This window comes from Metapseudomonas otitidis (genome assembly GCF_900111835.1).
In the GTDB taxonomy this organism is placed as follows: Bacteria; Pseudomonadota; Gammaproteobacteria; order Pseudomonadales; family Pseudomonadaceae; genus Metapseudomonas; species Metapseudomonas otitidis.
Window position 1 is genome coordinate 3153 of sequence record NZ_FOJP01000026.1, and the last position, 19153, is coordinate 22305.

Genomic DNA, 19153 nt, shown 5'->3' on the forward strand with positions numbered 1-19153 from the left:
ATGTTCGCTGCGCTTATTGCGCTAGCGACCCCTGAAGCCTATGCATCCGAAATAGACATCCGCACCGCCTCCGCCCTCGGTTCCACCGGCAACGCCGCCGACTACGTCCTTTCCCTCGATGATTGCCGCGACCTGGCAGAAGTCAGCATTCCCGCCAGCGGCAAGCGCTTCTTGCCGACCGATGCCACGCGTGACACCGATTCCAGCGTCGCCTGCTCCTTCAGCTTCCGTCTCGAAGGCGGTGACGTCCTGCAGCCGGCGGTCAAGCTGGTCTACGCCGACGGGCGGATCCAGGACTACAGTGAAACCTTCCAGCAGGAAGCCGTGGCTCCGCAGCTGGAACTCACCCAGCTGGCGATCGAGAGCCAGGATGGCGAGCAGTACCTGGTGGCCAGCTTCGACGCCCAGGACGACATCGACCTCAGCTACCTCAGCCTCTCTCTAACCGGCCTGCGCGCCTCTGACCTGCGCGCCGCCGGCGGCGTGGTCAGTCAGGCCGAGCGCAAGGCCTTCCTGCGCATGCCCGAAGCGCGCCGGGTCTTCCCCAAGGTCGACGGCCAGCAGCGCTACAGCCTGCGCCAGCGCCTGGACGCTCCCCTGAGTGCCGAAGAAGTGGCGCGCAACGCCCTGGTCATGGTCCAGGCGGTCGCCGTCGATGCTTCCGGCAACCAGAGCAACTTCTCCGACATCCGCTTCATCGGCGAGAGCGTCGAGGAAGCCGCCCGCTCCATCGCTGTACACCCCGATCGCCTGGTGTTCAGCGACGCCCTGCAGTCGGCCCGCCTGGTTCCCGAGGTCGACTTCGAATTCCGCGGGCCGACCCCCCTGGCCGGTCTGGGTAACGGCATCAGCTACCGCTCCTCCAACCCGAACCTGGTGTGGGTGAGCGCCGAAGGCGTTGTCTATCCATTGCAAGAGACCGCCTCCGAGGCGGTCTTTGTTTATGTGAGCTACCCCGGCCTGCGCGAAGTCAGCCTGCCGGTGAAGGTCGACTACAGCCGCCGCCTCACCGCCCTGCGTTTCGAAGGCCAGGCCGCCGGCCAGCCTCTGGTGCTGCCGCGCCTCAACGACTTCCAGGCGTTGCCGGCGATCCTCGCGGTATTCGACGACGGCAGCGCTTCGCCACTGGCCGACAGTCTCGCAGTGGAGCTGCAACTGCCCAACGGCAGCGAAGGCATCCTCGAGCGCAACGACCAGCTGCAACTGCGCGCCCGCGCCCAGGTGCCCGAGCAGAGCCCGATGCTGCTGCATGCCCGCCTGCAGCGTTACCCGGACATCGGCGTCGACCTCCCGGTCGCCGCCCAGGACGCCGCTCCAGCCGTCGACCTGCAGCCCGAAGCCAGCATCGCCGTAGGCTCGGTGCTCGAACTCCAGGCCAGCGCCAGCGACGACGTCGGCGTGAAAAGCGTCGAGTTCTGGCTCGACGGCGCCATGGTCGGGCGCCGCCTGTCCCCGCCTTATTCCCTCAGCCTGCCCATCGAGCAGGAGCTGGAAGGCCGCGCCCTGCGCGTGCGCGCCGTGGCCTTCGACGAAACCGGCAAGAGCCAGAGCAGCCCCGAGCGCACCGTGCAGGTCGTCGCCAAGAGCGATCCCAAGGTTCCCGACTTCATCCTCGAGTCGCCGGTGGATGCCCAGCGCGTCGTCGAGAACAGCCCGCTGCGCGCCGCCATCAGTGTCAACCTGGGCACACTGCCGGATGTCGACTACCAGAGCGGTATCAACCAGGTCGAATACTTTATCGACGGGCGCAAGGTCGGCGAAACCCGCTTCCCCATCTTCGAGCAGCGTTCGCTGGAGAGCGACCCGAGCAAGACGCAGCTGTTCGAGGTCTGGCAGGCCACTGTTCAAGTGCCCGAGATCTCCCAGCGGGAAACCAGCATGGCACTCTCCGCTCGTGTGCATGCCCAGAACGGCGCTGTGGCCGACGCCCCGGCCCGCCTGCTGCGCGTGCTGGAGAACCAGCGGCCCACCGCCCGCATCACCCAGCCCGCGGCCGGCAGCATCGCCACCGTTGGGCAGACCGCCAGCGTCACGGTCGAGGCCACCGACGACACCCTCGAAGGCGGTACCGACATCTTCCTGCTGGTCAACGGCGAGGAAGTGCAGTCCTACCGCCACCAGGACCGCGACTACGACGGCACCAAGCTCGGCCTGCGCAGCACCAGCCACAGCTTCCAGCTGCCAATCAAGCAGGACTGGCTTGGCCGCACCCTGGAACTGCGCGCCCGCGTGGTCGACCTGCACCAGCAGTCCAACCTCTCCGAGCCCCTGACCCTGCCGGTCAAGGGCGACCAGGCGCCGACCGTATCCTTCAGTCACCCGGTGGAAGGCGCGCACCTGGTCTCTGGCCAGCCGGTCGAGTTGCGTGCCAATGCCACCGACGACCTGGGCCTGCGCCAGGTCGACTTCTACGTCAACGGCAAGCTGGTTGGCACCGACCTCAAGGCGCCTTTCGCGGTGATCTACCAGGCGCCGGCCGGTGTGGACAAGGAAACCCCCCTGACCCTCCACGCTGAGGCCATCGACAGCGCCGGCCAGCTGACCCGCAGCGCGCCGGTCAACGTCACCCTGGGCAAGGACGAGGAAGACCCGGTCATCAATCTTGCCTCACCCTCCATAACCGTCAGCGACGCCGGCGACGACCTGGCCCCGGTGGTCGAGGACAGCACCTTCGTGCTCAAGGTCACCGGCTACGACAACGTCGGCGTCGAGCGCCTGGACCTCTACGGCGTGGCCAAGCAGGAAGGCGTCGGCTTCTACCTCACCGGCAACCCCAACGACCACCTGAGCAGCGCCGATGGCAGCCTCTCGGTGCAGGCCATCCCCGGTGCCCTCAAGGCCTTCTCCACCCTCAAGGTGGTGGCGGCGCCCAAGTTCAAGCACCTCGACGGCGTGCGCTACGACCGCTATCCGATCCGCGTCGTGGCCACCGATGGCACCGGCAACGACAGCGAAGTGAAGGTGCTGATCGGCATCGCCGACGACGCCAAGCCCGAGGTCCGCGGCCTCAACCCGGTGCAAAGCCGCGTCTACAGCCAGGACAGCCTGCAGGTGGACGTGGTCGCCCACGACGACCGCGCCGTGCACGCACTGGAAGCCAGCCTCTGGGCCGAAGGCGGCAGCGCACCACTGTGGCACAAGCGCATCGACCAGCAGGGTGGCCTCGTCATCGGCCCGGATACCGTCAACCGCCTGGTGATCGACCTCAAGCCCCTCAACCTGGGTAACCAGGACCGCGCCCTGCGCCTGAAGGTCGCCGCCATCGACGACGGCGGCCAGCAGGGCGACAACCGCGAACTGCCCCTGCAGGTCATGGCCGACACTCTCGGCCCGCGCCTGGCCGTGGTCTCGCCGATCCAAGGCGCACCGCTCTACGCCGGCAACCGCATCCAGGTCCGCCTGCGCGGCGTCGACGACACCCGCCTGGTGGCCTTCAGCGCCCTCAGTGGCAGCCGCACCCTGTATTCCAAAGCCCTCACCGGCGCCCAGCAGGTCGCCAGCTTCGAAGACAGCTTCGAGATGGAAGTCCCCTCCGACCAGCAGGAACTGGTGATCGAACTGCGCGGCCGTGACCAGTACGGCAACGATGCCGATCCCACCCTCTGGCGCTTCCCCATTGGCAAAGACCAGCCGCCGAAGATCGCCGTCCGCGCCCCGGCACCCGGTTCGCGCCTGTACGAGGGCGAAGCCTTCACCGCCCAGGCCCTGGTCACCGACGACCGCCAGGTGAGCCGCGTCGAATTCATCCTGCGCCAGGGCGGCCAGGTGCAGGTGCTCAAGACCGTCAGCGGCAGCGACCTGGCCAAGTCCCAGGAAGGCTATGTCGGCGCCGCCCTGCGCGTGCCCAACAAGGCCGGGGCCGACACCGATATCGCCGTCCGCGCCTACGACAGTGCCAACCAGGTCAGCGAAGCCTCGCTGGAGCTGGAGATCATCGACGACACTGAACCGCCGACCCTGCAGCTGAGCAAGCCGGAAGGCGACTTCAGCCTGCCGCCGGGCACCAACTTCCAGATCCAGGGCAGCGCCGGCGACAACCAGTACGTCGACAGCCTCGAGCCCCTGCTGATCGACCCTGACACCCGCGAAGAACACGCCGTGGCCTGGGAACTGTTCAGCCGCAAGGACCGTGTCGAGACAGTCAAGGTGCCCAACCCCGGCACCATCGGCGCCATCCTCGTCGGCCAGCGCTTCTATGCCGACTTCGACGGCCGCCTGCGCCTCACCCCCGAGCTCAGCCGCCGCTACGCCGGCAAGGTACTGCAGCTGGTGCTGCGCGCTCGTGACCGCGGCATCAACGAAGCCCGTTCCCCTGCCATCAATATCAAGGTGCTGAGCGACGAGACTGGCCCGCAGATCAACATCCAGTCGCCGACGGAGCGAATCTTCGAGCGCAAAAACGCAAAGCTGGAAATCAACTTGCAGGACGACACTGCAGTTGCTGCCTATGAAGTTCGTCTGCTGGATGAACTGGGAAGGGACGACCTCTTGGCTAAAGCCGATGGTCTCAGTGAGCCGCATGTCAAGATTGGGGCCGGCCCTGACTTGTCACTCGATATCGAGCGTTATCGTCCGCAGGCTGAACCCATCGGCCTCACCTTGATGGTCAAGGCAAAGGATCTCCTGGGTAACGAAAGCCAGGTGGTTCGCCGTTTGTTGGTGCAACGCGATATGCCGCCGTTGCTGAGCTGGAAGAATAGCGCTCCGTCGATTCAGCAGCGCGGCACTCCGTTGCGAGGAAGTCTATGGGTAAAAGACGACTTTAATGACGGGCGAGCTGCGACGCTAACCAGCCACCTGCTAGTGGCCAGCTCCTTGCGTGGGTTGGGCGGTGGGCGGGACACCCTGGGGTTGACTCGTATCGAGACGACTTTCAAGCAAAACCTCCCTCTCATCAGCATCGCCTATCCTGAGGCCCAGGGCTGGCAGGGCGCTATCCAGTTGAATGAGCGTCCGGTCTTGGAGGTCAAGAATGATCGATTGGTTTTCGAGGGTGGGCGTGATCCAGTTGTACTGAATAGTCTCAAGGTCGGGCAGCAGACCAGCCGATGGCGGGTTGAGACCTACTCCCGCAGTCTTTGCCAAGTGCGGCCTGGAGTACGCGAAGTTGAGGCCACGGATGGTGTTTTGAACCTGGATGCGCTGGGTGGCACGGATGTAACCCGACTGGAGTTTCGTCCCTTGAGTGGTGCGCCGGCGTTCTTGCATGGCCTTCAGCTAACGTTGCAAGAAACCTTGCAGGCGGATGTCAGTACTGATGACGGTAGTCGGGCGAGCGGGCGCTATGCGCTGAACGTACTGCTGCGGGACGGTACAGGTGAGGATAGCCAGGTAGCTTTTGTCCAGCTTGTTGAGAGGGACATCCAAGGGCACCCAGAGGAGCACTACAACTTGCTCCTGCCAGTTCCTGTCGATATCCAGAGTCCCACCTTGAGCCTGATCGGACATGCCGTGGATGGTCTTTCCCACGAGCGCGGCGACCTGGTGCTCGGCACCCTGCTGCAACAGCCCCTGCGGGTCGACGAGCAGGCGCCCCAGGCGCGCATCGTCAGCCCGGTGGCCGGCTCCGTCGCCGTGCCCATGCAGCAGCTGGACCTCAAGACCACCTTCGGCGACGACAGCCTCGGCCTGAAGAGCCTGCGCCTGCTGGAGAACCGTGGCCGTGTCGTCCACGACCTCGGCACCTACCTCGGCCAGAGCGCCCTGCAACTGCCCTACCGGGTGCCCCGCGAGTTCTCCAGCGGCGAACTGGAGCTAACCCTGGTGGCCGAGGACTGGAGCGGTCGCACCGCCGAACACAGCCTGCGCTACCCGCTGGCGGCCAACGAGAAGCCCCGGCTCAGCCTCACCGGCTTCAACACCTACTGGGTGGACGGCAAGTACGAGAAGGCCCTCACCGATCCGGCGCGCATCAACTACGGCGAATTCTGGGTGCGGATCAACGAACGCTTCCGCCTCGACACCGACCTGCGCGACGACGCCGGCCTCGCCGCCTACCGCATCCTGCGCCTCAAGCGCGACGGCAGCGTCGCCGCCGTGGTCTACGAGCGCGGCTTCCAGGTCAACTGCCCCGCCGCGCCGCCGCTGCAGGCCGCCGACCAGGCCGAGGTCCTCTTCGACCAGAGCGAGCCCACCGAATACCGCATCGAACTGACCGACACCTACGGTCATGTCAGCGACCGCACCATCCTGGTCCACCCGCTGACCAACATGGTCCCCGAGGTGCGCATCACCGCCCCGGGCGATGAGCAGGAGATCGCCGCCGGCACCTTCCGCATCCGCGTCGGCCTGGTGGCCGCGGACGACCGCAAGCTCACCGCCAGCCGCCTCAAGGTCTTCGCCAACGGCGTGCCGCTGCCGGTGATCGGCTCCAGCGACGGCGTCACCGGTGGCGACAAGGTGGTCGATGCCGCCTTCGCCAGCATCCACGACAGCATCCATGCCCGCTACGACAAGTCCATGGCCGACGATTTCGGCCGCAAGGACAGCCCCTACGCGATGCAGCGCACCTTCGTGCTGGAAGTACCCCAAGGCCTGATCCGCCACAACGAAGAACTCAAGCTCACCGCCCAGGTCGAGGACTCCGACGGTGCGGTCGGCCTGTTCGAGCGCAAGATCAAGGTGATGGCCGATACCATCAGCCCGAAACTGCTGTTCAAGCAGCCCGCCCTCGGCTTCGGCGCCATCGAGGACAGCGACTTCACCCTGGTCTACCAGGCCTTCGACAACGTCAAGGTCAACCGCCTGGTGCTCTCGCGCGGCTACTCGGTGCGCGTGCGTGGTGAAGCCCAGGACCGCGAGCAGCCCTTCACCGTGGTACGCACCATCGACGGCATCCCTTCCGAGGACTACGAGCCGGTCACCACGGTCGACATCGACACCCCTGAATACAGCCAGCTGATCCACGTCGACCGCCTGGCCGAGATCGTCCGCGCCTTCGGCCTGACCAGCGACCAGATCGAGCGGGTCAGCGTGCGCGTGCGCCTGGAAGGCTTCGACGCGGCCAACAACGCGGTGCTCACCAACAGCTACCCGATCAACATCGACGCCCGCCCGGTGATCGACGTCGTCGAGCCCGTGCCCGGCGCCAAGGTCGTGGAAGGCAACCCGCTGTACGTCAACGCCAAGGCCTTCGACGACGTCGGCGTGGAGTACGTGCACCTGCGCGCCACCTACGGCAACGGCCAGCCGCCCTACGAGATGCGCCTGCGCCAGTCGCCCTACAACTTCTCCGTGCCGATGCCCGCCTTCGACCCGGACAACCCCCAGGCCAACCAGGTGCAGCTCAGCCTGGAGGCGGTGGACACCTACGGCGTCGCCCATGGCGATCTCGACGCCCACCGCGCCGAGGAACACCTGACGGTGGAAGTCACCCGCGACCAGCTGCCCAGCGTGGTGGTCGGCGCGCCGCAGAACAACAGCGAGACCACCGAAGGCCAGCTGCTGCTGGTGGAAATCAACGCCGTGGACGACGTCGGCATCGACCGCGTGGTGCTCAACATCGGCGGCCTCAAGGGCGGCGACCGCAGCCTCACCGACATGGTCTTCCCCTACGAATTCCTCGTCGAAGTGCCCTATGGCCAGGCCGGCACCGACCTCAGCCTCACTGCCAGCGCCCTGGAGCGTCGCGCCGACGGCAAGGGCCGCAGCGTCAGCACGCCCCAGGCCGTGCGCGTGCGCGTACTGAAGGACGACAAGGCGCCGCAACTGCTGGTCAAGCAGCCGCTGGCCAGTGGTGCCAGCATCGCCGAGAAGCGCAACCTGCCGTACCAGCTGGAAGTCAGCGACAACGTCCGCGTCGGCTCGGTGAGCCTGGGCCTGTACGTCGACCGTAACGGCGACGGCACCTTCGCCCCCGAGGAACGCGTCTCCGATCGCCTGCTGCTCACCGGCCCCTATATCGGCAGCCTGCCGGTGGCCAGCATCGCCGACTACCTGGGCCGCACCGACACGCTGCCCGAATCCCTGCCGATGCAGCTGCAGATCACCGCCCGCGACCCGGCTGGCAACGAGGCCAAGGAGATCATCCCGGTCAACCTGCTGCGCAACCAGCCGCCGGAGGTCAACGCCATCAAGCTACTGGACGCCCGCGGCTTCGCCATGGGCGAGGTCACCGAGCTGACCGAGGGCCGCGGCGTGGTGGTCCAGGTCCAGGCCAGCGACCCCGAGGTCGGGGTGGACGCCGCCGCGCTCTACTACGCCATCGGCCCGGCCGGCTCCACGCCCAAGTACCAGGCCCTGGGCGAGGATTCCGCCGCGCCCTACCAGTTCCACTTCAAGGTGCCCACCGGCCGCGTCGACCAGGTGCTGCGCTTCCGCGCCAAGGCCCGCGACCTCGACGGCTACGAGTCCGCCATGGTGGACCTGCCGGGCAGCATCCTGATCAAGGCCGACAAACCGCCGCAGGCGCGCATCGTCAAGCCCGACAACGACAACGCCGTGGTGATCGACGGCCAGGACCTCGAAGTCTTCGTAGAGGCCTTCGACGACCTCGGCCCCGAGGGCATCGACCACGTCACCTTCTACGTCAACGGCGTACCGGTCATCACCACCGAGCAGAGCTACGGCCAGCAGGTCGGCAGCCACGCCCAGGACCACGTCTACCGCGCGCGCCTCGCCGCCCCGGCGGGCGTCCAGGGCTTCACCGTCCAGGCCATCGCCTACGACGCGCTGGGCCAGGCGGGCGAGTCCCAGGTGGTGCGCGTCGGCAAGCTCGAAGACACCGTGGTACCGCGCCTCGCCGTGCTCTACCCGATCGACAAGGACGTACTGACCATGGGCGAAAGCCTGCGGGCAGTGGTGTCCGTCGAAGACATGGGCGGCGCCATCCAGGACGTCAGCATGCTCTGGCGCCGCGAATACCAGAACGATGTCGGTGAGTGGACGGTTAAGGACGAGTACCCGCTGACCCTGTTCCGCGACGACCAGCGCCCGCCGGGCGACACCACCCCGGTCAGCGACCCGGACAAGCACTACTACATCTACTGGGCCGACTTCAGCCAGGGCAACGTGCTTCGCCGCACCGGCCTGCGCAACGAACGCCTGCACGTGCTGACCAAGGTGGTCACGCCGAACCACACCGTCACCCGCGACACCTACCACGAGATGGGCTGGCCGCTGAGCGAGCGCCGCTTCATCGCGCCCAAGGCCGGTGCCCAGGCCCAGGCCCAGGCCAAAGGCGTGCACTACACCGCCATCGACCAGTACCGCGCCCTCGACCGCAGCGGCGCGATGATCGCCGCCTGGGCCAGCGTCGATCCGCTGCGCATCGAGCAGGGCCTCGGCCTGCTGAGCAAGGAAGACGCCCAGCACGGCCTGCCCGAGGCGCGCACCGGCATCTACATCATGGATGCGATGGACGAGACCCAGGGCAACCAGCAGGGCGACTACTTCGCCTACTCGCCGCTGCTCAACGGTGCCGCCGAGATCTTCAGCGGCACCATCGGCGAACTGGTCACCGACGAGAACATCGTGCTGGCCGGCAAGTCCGGCGTCACCGCCCCGGGTAGCTGCCAGTCGAACGACCCGGGCTGCCAGTTCGTCAGCCAATTCAGCGAAGAGATCCGCAAGGACTGGCACGGCGGCGACACCCCGAGCGAAGGCACTGGCGCCCTCTACCTGGACAACAAGGCCGGCGAGCTGCTGCTGTTCGGCCAGCGCAACGGCGACGGCCAGTTCGGCCTGCCCTACCTGATGATGGGCCGCGTCGACATGCCCTACCCGGATGTCTACGGCCTCACCCGCAGCGGCAACCTGGCCCTGGTGGCCAACGGTGCCGGCGGCGTGCAGGTCATCGACATCACCAACATGACCGCGCCTTACCATGTCGGCTACATCAAGCCCAACGGTTTCGCCCGCGACGTCAAGGTGCGTGGCCACTACGCCTACATCGCCGCCTCCGAAGAGGGTGTCGTGGTCGCCGACCTGAGCACCCCGGCGATGCCCCAGGTGGCGCGCATCGATACCCTGGGCGTGGCCAACCGCCTGCACCTGGTGGGCAACCAGCTCTACGTCACCGACATGGCCGGCAGCGGCGACAGCGCCCGCCTGACCCGCATCGACATCAGCGAGCCCGACCAGCCGCGCCTGGTGCAGGTGGTGGAGATCAAGCCGCACCGCCCCGACCAGGCCGCCGACGGCCTCTACGACGTGCACGTCTCCGGCAACCTCGCCTACGTCACCGAGCTGCTCTCCGACCAGGAAGACAAGCCGACCCAGAGCCTGGTGCAGATCCTCGACCTCGCGCGCATCGGCGAGAGCGGCCTGGACGCCAGCGTCCCGGTCATGGTCCAGCGCAACGCCACCCCCGACAACTTCGCCATCCGCGGCGTAACCCTGGCCCGTGGCGCCATCCAGGTCGCCGCCGGCAAGGGCGGCATCGGCCGCATCGACCTGCCGGCCCTCACCGTGCTGCAGCACAACCCGCAAGTGGGCGAGAGCGACGTCAGTACCCAACTGCCGGCCATGCTCATCGAACTGTCGGCGGTTCTGCCGGAACAAACCCGCCTGGCCGACTCCGTCCAGGTGCTCGAAGGTGATGCCAAGGTGGGACGCGATGTCACCGGCCTGTTCGACCTGGCCTTCGCCGCCCGTGGCAGCGACACCACCAATCGCCGCATCCAGCTCACCCGCAAGGACGGCCAGAGCCTGCAGCCGCGCCAGCGCTACTACGTGCGCATCAAAGAGGGGCTCAGGCCCGTCACCGGGCAGCCGCTGGCCGCCGACTACGTCTTCAGCTTCAGCACCGCGCCGGCCGATGCCGCCTACCCGGACATCCAGAGCATCTGCACCCGCGAAAGCGCCGAGCGCGGCGCCTGCGTTAACGTCGGCGACGTGCGCGGTGGCACCGAACTCATCGTCCGTGGCCTCAACTTCGGCGACCAGCCGCGCCTGCTGGTGGGTGGCGAGCCTCTGGTGATCGAGCGCCGCGCGGTCGACGCCGCCAGTGGCGTGATCAGCCTTTACGCCCGCACCGTGCCCAACTACCCGGGCCCGGCGGCGGTCAGCCTGTACACCGAGGCCGGTCTTTCCGACACCGTGCTCGGCGGCTTCGTGTTCGTCGACGAACTGTCCATCTCGCACCTGGCACCGGCCGTGGTGCGTGTCGCCCAGAGCGGCAAGAACGACCGCGTCGACCTGGTCGGCAAGGGCTTCCACGCCGGCCTGACGCTCACCGCCTACAAGAGCGGCGAGCCGAACCCCGAGAAGAAGGTCATCAAGGTCGGCTCCGGCGACCTGCGCCTTTATAGCGCCGAGCGCATGAGCCTGCTGGTGCCGGACTTCCGCGACGAGAATGGCAAGGGCTACCGCGGCTTCATCGACCTGGAGCTGGACGACGAACTCGGCCGCCACTACGTCCAGCGCAATGCCCTGTTCTATGGTCGCCTGCAGCTCGATCGCGGCCTGGAGACCGAGAAGCCGATGACCGCCAAGGTCATCGATGAGCGCCTGGAAGCCCTGGGGAATGGCCGCATCACCGACTACGTGCCGGACCCGCTCAAGCTGCCGCCGGGCCATATCGTCGACCTCGCCGTCGACAGTGACCTGCATATGTTCTACGTGCTCGGCCGGGGTGAATTGGGCAAGGGCTCGCCGACACCGGACCAGGTCTTCAGTCGCGAGCAGCTCGAGCACTACTACGCCCCGGGCTGGATCAGCCTGGTGAAATACGACCCGGCCAAGGTCGGCGAAGCCGCCCCGCGCCACGGTCTGGGCTACTACAACCTGCCCCAGGACATGAAGCCCAGCGCCATGGCCCTGGCCGACAAGCAGCTCTACGTGGTGGGCCGCGGCTACGACTTCCCCTACATCGACACCGAATACGAAGGCCGCAGCGTGCTGCTGGTCTACGACCGCGAAATCCGCGACCCCGACGACCTCACCGAGCAGCCCTTGGGCAAGGACCGTGGCATCCGCTACAGCCTGCCGCTGCCCTTCACCCAGGCCGTGCCGGAGAAGGTGGTCGCCCACCAGGGCCTGCTGCTGGTCTCCACCACCGCCGAAGGCATCGCCGTGGTCAGCGTCGCCGACCCGCTGCGCCCGACCGTGGTGCGCCGCATCACCCAGGCCAGCATCGACGGCCGCGTGCAGACCCTCGGCAACGTCCAGGACATCGCCGTCATCGGCGACAGCCTGCACGTGGTCAACGGTGGCGCCCGCGTGGTCTTCGACCTGTCGCGCCCGTCCCTGCCGCAGCTGGGCGAATCCCGCGTGGGCGGCTACATCGGCCTCACCGCCGATGGCAGCCGCTTCGTCACCGGCAACGGCCTGAACCTCTACGACGCCAGCCGCCCGGCCTTCATCCGCGAGCAGGGCCGCTACCTCTCCGGCGGCTTCAGCGTGCCGGGCGACAGCCGTGGCATCGCCGCCCAGGCCACCACCGGCCTCAACCTGACCTACACCGGCAGCGACCACGCCGCCTGCGAGAAGGGCCTGCAAGCCTACCTCGGCTTCTACGACTTCAGCCGCCCGGTCGAAATCGGCCTGTTGGACGCCCTGAGCCTGCCCTACTGTGTGCGTGCCGCCGATCACTCCGAAGACTACGACAACCTGCTGAAGAAGCCCGCGCGCACCCAGCCGCTAGTGATCACCGACCAGGGCATCGCCGGCTTCGCCCTGCGCGGCGACGCCACCGGCGGCAAGGTCTCCCACCTCGGCCTGGTGGACCTGCTGACCCTGGAGCTGGTTGGCTCCACCCCGCGCGACCAGGCCGACGGCGTGCCCCTGGACAGTCCGCTGGTGCTGCGCTTCACCCGCTCCCTGGGCGCCATGAGCGACGAGCAGCTGCGCCAGTTCCTGGTGCTGCAGCGCGACGCCCAGGGCGACCAGCCGGCCGTCAGCCTGCCCTTCGCCCTGCAGCGCAGCGCCGACCAGCGCACCCTGACCCTGGTGCCCGAGCAGGCGCTGCTGGCCAACGCCAGCCACCAGCTCATTCTCAAGGGCGATTTGGCCAGCCGTCGCAGCCGTGGCCTGATGGAACACGCCATCCACTTCCGCAGCGGTCTGGCCGGCGGTGCCCAGGTGGCCATCCTCGACAGCCGGCCGTCGATGCTCGACGTCGGTGGCGGCGAGATCAACGTGCGCCTGTCCGGCGTCACCGGCCAGCCGCAGTTCACCGTCTCCGGCCAGACCGCCACCGGCACCCTGGCCGAATCCCTGCCCGACGGCAGCGCCCGCTACCGCGTCCAGGCACCGGCCAGCCTGCCCGGCCCGGCCAGCCTGCAAGTGGTCGCCGGCAACGGCAGCAAGGCCACCCGCGTCGGCGCCGTGCAATTCGTCGAACCGCTGCTGCTGCGCTCACTGTCCCCGGCACAGGGTTCGCTGAACGGCGGCACCCGCGTGCTGATCAAGGGCCAGGGCTTCCGCAGCGAACTGGGCGCCATGACCGTCAGCTTCGGCGACATCCTCGCCGAGCAGTTCAAGGTGCTCGACGGCGAGACCCTGGAGGTCATCACCCCGCCCGGCCCCATCGGCACGGTGGATGTGCGCATCCGCCTGGCCAACGGCCAACAGGGCACCCTGGCGCAGTCCTTCACCTTCCAGCAGCCGCCGCAGTCGCAGATCCGCGACAAGGGCCGCGTCTACGACCTGGCGCTAGACCCTAGCGGCAGCTACCTGTTCTCCGCCCAGGGCAGCAATGGCGTGCTGGTCTACGACCTCAACGCCGGCAACTACACCGCCGACCCGCAGAAACCGCTGAACCCGGACGACCTGCTGCGCCTGATCGACCGCAACCGCGATGGCCGCGACGACCGCGTCATCTCCTCCATCAGCCTGCCGTCCGGCTACATCGCCGTGGGCGTCGAACCCTACTTCGAGCGCGGTTCCGACCGCGTCTACATCACTGCCGTGCACCTGGCCGGCGGCAAGCCCGACGCGGCGCAGCTGTTCACCGTGGCCTTCGACAGCCTCGACCCGTCGCGCACCACCCTGATCGGCTCCCTGGAGCTGCCCTCCAGCGCCGTGCGCGGCCTGCGGGTGCGCAACGCCCGCGTGCTGCTGGCCATGGGCGAGGAAGGCCTGGGCGTGGTCGATGCCTTCCTGCCGAACAAGACCTACCTGGTGGAAAGCCTGGCCAGCGACCCGCGCATGCCGATGCTCGACGTCGCCACCCGCGATGCCGCTGCCGGCGAGAGCGGCCTGCTGGTCACCGTCGGCGGCGCCTTCGACTTCCCCAACAACCGCCTGCTGAGCAAGGAAGAGAACGGCAGCGGCGGCTTCCAGGTCTACGGCCAGAGCAGCGGCCAAGGCCTGCAGCGCCTCGGCCACCTCGACCTGCCGGGCACCCGCGTGGTGCTGCAGGGGCGCTACGCCTACGTGGCGGCCGGCGCCAGCGGCGTCGCCGTGGTTGACCTGCAGGACCCGAACCGTCCCCAGGTGGTCGCCCGCGTCAACGACATCGGCTACGTCTACGACCTCGACTACAACGGCAACACCCTCTATGTGGCCCGTGGCGACAAGGGCGTGCTCAGCATCGACGTCACCGACCCGCTGCGCCCGCAGCCCAGCCGCAGCATGCCGGCCCCCGAGGGCGGCACCGTGGAAAGCGTGGTGGCCAGCGAATACGCCGCCCACGCCGGCGGTGTCGACGCCAAGGGCAGCGTGCTGCAGGTGGTGCCGGACGTGGTGCTCAAGCTGCACACCGTCGACCCGCGCAACGGCATCCTCGACCGCCAGGTCGACGGCAGCCTGCAGGTCATCGCCCGCTTCAACAAGGCCATCGACCTGTACCCGTCGAACGCAGCCCTGTTCAGCCTGCTCGGGCCCCAGGGCGAGACCCTGCCGGCCACCGTGCAGATCCTCAACAACGACGCCCGCCTGACCCTGGCCGCCAGCGTCGCCGACACCCTCAAGGCCGGCGACCGCCTGACCCTGCTGGCCAAGGCCGGCATCGCCTCGGTCAAGCCGCTGTCCGCCACCGACACCGTGGTGCTCCAGCGCCTGGCCCAGGACCAGCGCGTCGGCCTCACCTACCGCGGCGCCCGCGACGACACCTTGAGCCTGGAAGCCGTGGTGCCGCGTCGTATCGCCCAGAACACCACCAGCCAGATCACCGTCAGCGCCCGCGGCATCCCGGCCAACCTGGCCCAGGTGCGCCTCTTCGCCGGTGACCGCGCCCTGCAGATCGAAGGCGTTATCCGCGACAGCGACACCGCCCCGGCCGTGCTCAAGGTCAGTGTCCCGGCCATGCCGCGACCCGGCCAGTACAACCTGACCCTGTCCGTGCTGCGCGACGGGCTCTGGGAACAGGCCCTGCTCGAAGGCGCGCTGCTGGTGGACGCACCGATCCGCTTCGACGCACTGGCACCGCTCTGGGGGCCGGTGACCGGCGAAACCACTGTCACCATCAGCGGCGATGGTTTCGAACCGGGCAACAGCGTCATGGATGGCCTCAAGGTACGCTTCGGCAACCTGCCTGTGGTCGGTATCCAGGTACTTTCCACTCATCGCATGCGTGTCACTACACCGCGCGGCGCTCCGGGCAAGGTGGAGGTGCTGGGAGAGGATCGTTACGGCAACCAGGCTCGCCTGCGCGACGAGCGCAGCTTCGGCTACGGCCTGCGCAAGCTGGCGGAGCTGCATCCTTCTCTGATCTTCCCCAGCGACCTGTGGATCGACCGCGAAACTGGGGTTGCTGTGAGCACTGGTGGCCTGATGGTCGAAGGCTACGGCAAGCAGGTTCTGCAAGGCGGCGGATGGCTGCCGGAAACCTACCGTGCTGCCTCCTTTGCTGTGCAGGATGCGCTGAAGCCCATGCTGGTCGGAGGTGCTCCAGCTCTTCCCGGAGACGCGCAGAGGGTGTCCCTCAAGAATCAGGCAATGGGCATTGCCCAGCGCCTTGCGAGAGCTCAGGTTGAGATCACCGATGAGGAGCAGGAAATCCTCGACCGCCAGGCCGCTCAGGACTTCACCCTTGGCCTCGATTCCCTGCAGATCGCCCCGACCCGCGAATGGGAAGGCAACACCTGGCGCAAGCGCCTCTACGTCGCCAGCGGCCAGGGTGGCGTCGCCCGCCTGAACCTGGACGAGCAGAACGGCCTGCAAGTGATCCAGGAAGAGAAGCTCGGCGGGCTCGTCAGTCGCCTGGTCAAGCAGGGCAACGGCCTGTTCGCCGCCACCGCCTCGGTGGATGTCGGTTCGCCGCAGAGTAGCAGCTGTGCCTTCAAGATCGGCGGCTCCAGCGGCCTAGGCCTGGCCGCGCTGAACTACCAGGATGGTGAGGACCCGGTACGGGTCGCGGCGCCGGATGGCTTGAAAGGCACCGGCCTGCTCAAACTCGACAACGGCTGGCTGATCAGCGGCGGCCTGGTACAGGGCGCCAAATGGGCCAACTGCCCGGGCTGGGACGAGACCCTGGCCAAGGCCGTCGACCAGGAAAAAGGCGAGATCCGCAGCCTGAACCTGTTCGACCCGAGCCAGACCCGCCTCTACAGCTTCACCGCCAACCCACAGGACGCGCTGGTCTACGGCCGCTACCTGGTGGTGGCCGTAGGCGGCCGCGGCGTCGAGATCGTCAACCGCGACGAGCCCGAAGAGCGTGTGCGGGTCAGCTTCGACGAGCAGTTGCAGGCCCTGGGCGGCCGCGGCATTGCCCTGCGCATGGCCGGCAACCTGCTGTTCGTCTCGGCGGAAAGCGGCGTGGTGGTGCTGGACCTGGCCCAGCCGCTGCAACCGCGCGTGGTCTCCGCCGGCAACCAGGAGCGCATCGAAGCCCTGGACCTCTTCAACAACCGTCTGGTGGCCGGTTCCGGCAAACAGGGCCTGACCGTGCTCGAGCTGCCCGGCGCCCTGGTGCTGGATGCCAGCGTTACCCAGGGCGGTGTGATCCCGGCCAGCGAGCAGGCCCTGACCCTGAACTTCAACGAACCGGTGACCCTGGAATCCCTGCGTGCCCCGGGCGCCCTGCGCCTGCTGGACATCGGCAACGGCGAGCGCGAACTGCCGGCCCCGAGCGTCGAGGCCGTGGGCGGCGACGGCCAGTCCGCGACCCGCGTGACCCTGCGCTTCACCCCCGCCGCCGGCGCCAGCCTGCGCCTGCAGCTGGCCTCCGCGCGCAACCTGCGTGGCGGCGGCCTGTGGGCACCGTACCAGGTGGACTTCAAGGTAGCCGCCGCCGGCGCCACCCAGCCGCGCATCCGCAACCTGGAGAACGCCCGCTTCCACCGTGGCGCCCAGGACCGCGTGGTGATCAACGGCAGTGGCTTCTCCAGCACCGTCAAGGGCTACGTCAACCAGTACCCCGTGGCCCTGCAGTGGGTCAGCACCGAGCGCCTGGAAATCGCCCCGAACGCCCTCGACATGCTGCCCCTCGGCCCCGGCCAGTGGCACCTGCGCCTGGAAGACGGCGGCCTGCGCGAGGACTACCTGGGCGCCCTGGTGATCGGCGCCGAGCAGGCGCTGGACCAGGTCAAGTACCGCATCAGCCCGGATTCCGCGAGCAAGAAGGGCGGCACCCTCGTCAGCATCAACGCATCCGCCGACGTGCTGCTGCCGGGCACCCGCGTGGTCCTGCGTGCCCGCCATGGCGCCACCGAGATCTACACCGGCCGCAGCCCGATCGTGGAAGAGCCGGGCCGCGCCGCCATCGACCTGCAGGACGACGTCGAGACCCAGCGTGACTTCGACTTCATCCTGCCGGGCGTGATCGACCCGGACATCTACGACGTCTTCCTGCGCATCCCCAGCGGCGCCAGCACCCGCGAGGTCAAGGTCGGCGCGCTGTCCTACACCCTGCCGCAGGGCCTGGGCATCGTGCTGCCGAACTACCCGCCGATGCAGATCGGCGCCGCCCAGGTGGTGGGCGACACCCTGTTCGTCGGCGTCAAGGCGGGCTCCGCGCCCACCAGCTCCAACCGCTTCCTGATGCCGGCCGGCCTGGAGCTCTATGACATCGGGCTGTGGGAACGGCCGATCCGCCTGTCCCAGCTGCGCCTCGACCAGCCGGTGCTGGGTCTGGAAACCCTCGGCAGCCTGGTGTACCTGGCCAACGACCGCGACGGCGTGCGCGTGGTGGACGTCAACGACCTGGGCCGCCCGCTGCTGGTCTCCAGCCTGACCCTGCCCAACCACCGCGCCCTCGACCTGGCCGTGGAGAGCGAGCGTGGCGCCCTGGCCGTGGCCGCCGCCAACGACCTGGGCACCGGCTACGTGCGCTTCCTGCCCCTGGGCCGCAACGAACTGGGCGCCCAGGCGCCGCTGCCGAGCATTCCCTTCGACGGCAGCCTGCGCGCCGACCTGCTGGGCGCGCCGGTGGACCTGCAATGGCTCAACGGCCAGCTGTACGTGCTGTTCCTGCGCGACAAGCAGCTGCACCTGGCCACCTTCAAGGACTTCGGCGACAAGCTCGACTACCGCGTCCAGGCCATCGAGCGCGGCACCGTCTCCGGCGACTCCATCAGCGCGTCCCTCGGCCGCCCGACCCTGCAGGTCCAGCAGGGCCTGATCAGCGTCGGCACCGGCGACACCTACCTGCTGCTGGAAGCCAATGCCCAGGGCCAGTACGAAACCATCTACTGGCAGAACCAGAAGACCGGCGGCGAGCTGCTCAGCGTCGGCGGGCAGGTCATGCAGGGCAACGGCAAGGGCGTGCAGATCAACACCTCGCCCTACCTCGCCGTCGCCTCGGCCACCCCCGGCAACGGCGCCGTGCTCGGCAGCGGCGAATCGGTGCAGATCGCCTTCAACAACCTGATCAACACCGACCCGGCGCACCTGGCCCAGGCCATCCGCGTGCTGGGCGAGGGCGGCCAAGCGCTGCCGGCCGGCGCCTTCGAGATGACCGGCACCAACACCCTGCGTGGCGGCCAGGTGCAGATCGCCTTCAAGGGCGACTACCAGGGCGCGCTGCGCATCGAAGTGGGCACCGCGCTCACCGACCTGGCCGGCCACGCGCTGCGCCAGGCCTTCGTGCTGCAGCTGGAGCGCCTCACCGGCATCCGTCCGCAGGTCACCCAGGTTCAGCGCGAAGCGGCCGGCGTCGCGGGCCTGCACTACTTCCACGCCACCGGTGGCGAGATCGCCGTGATCAAGGGCAGCGGCTTCGGCGTCGCCGCCGACCAGCTGGCGGTGTGGCTGGGCGAAACCCGCCTGCAGCCGCAGCAGATACTGGAACTCAGCGACACCCAGCTGCGCGTCGAGGTGCCGGACCTGCAGA

At 68.1% G+C, this 19153-nt stretch carries 1 protein-coding gene (running past one end of the window); it reads left to right on the top strand.

The genetic code is table 11. From position 1 onward, the window contains the following. Positions 1–19153, top strand: partial view of an Ig-like domain-containing protein gene (locus tag BM198_RS26610; RefSeq protein WP_074973714.1) — the 5' end (the start) only. 23711 nt of this gene lie beyond the right edge of the window; only the first 19153 of its 42864 coding nucleotides appear in the window; its start codon is at positions 1–3; its stop codon lies off the right edge, out of view.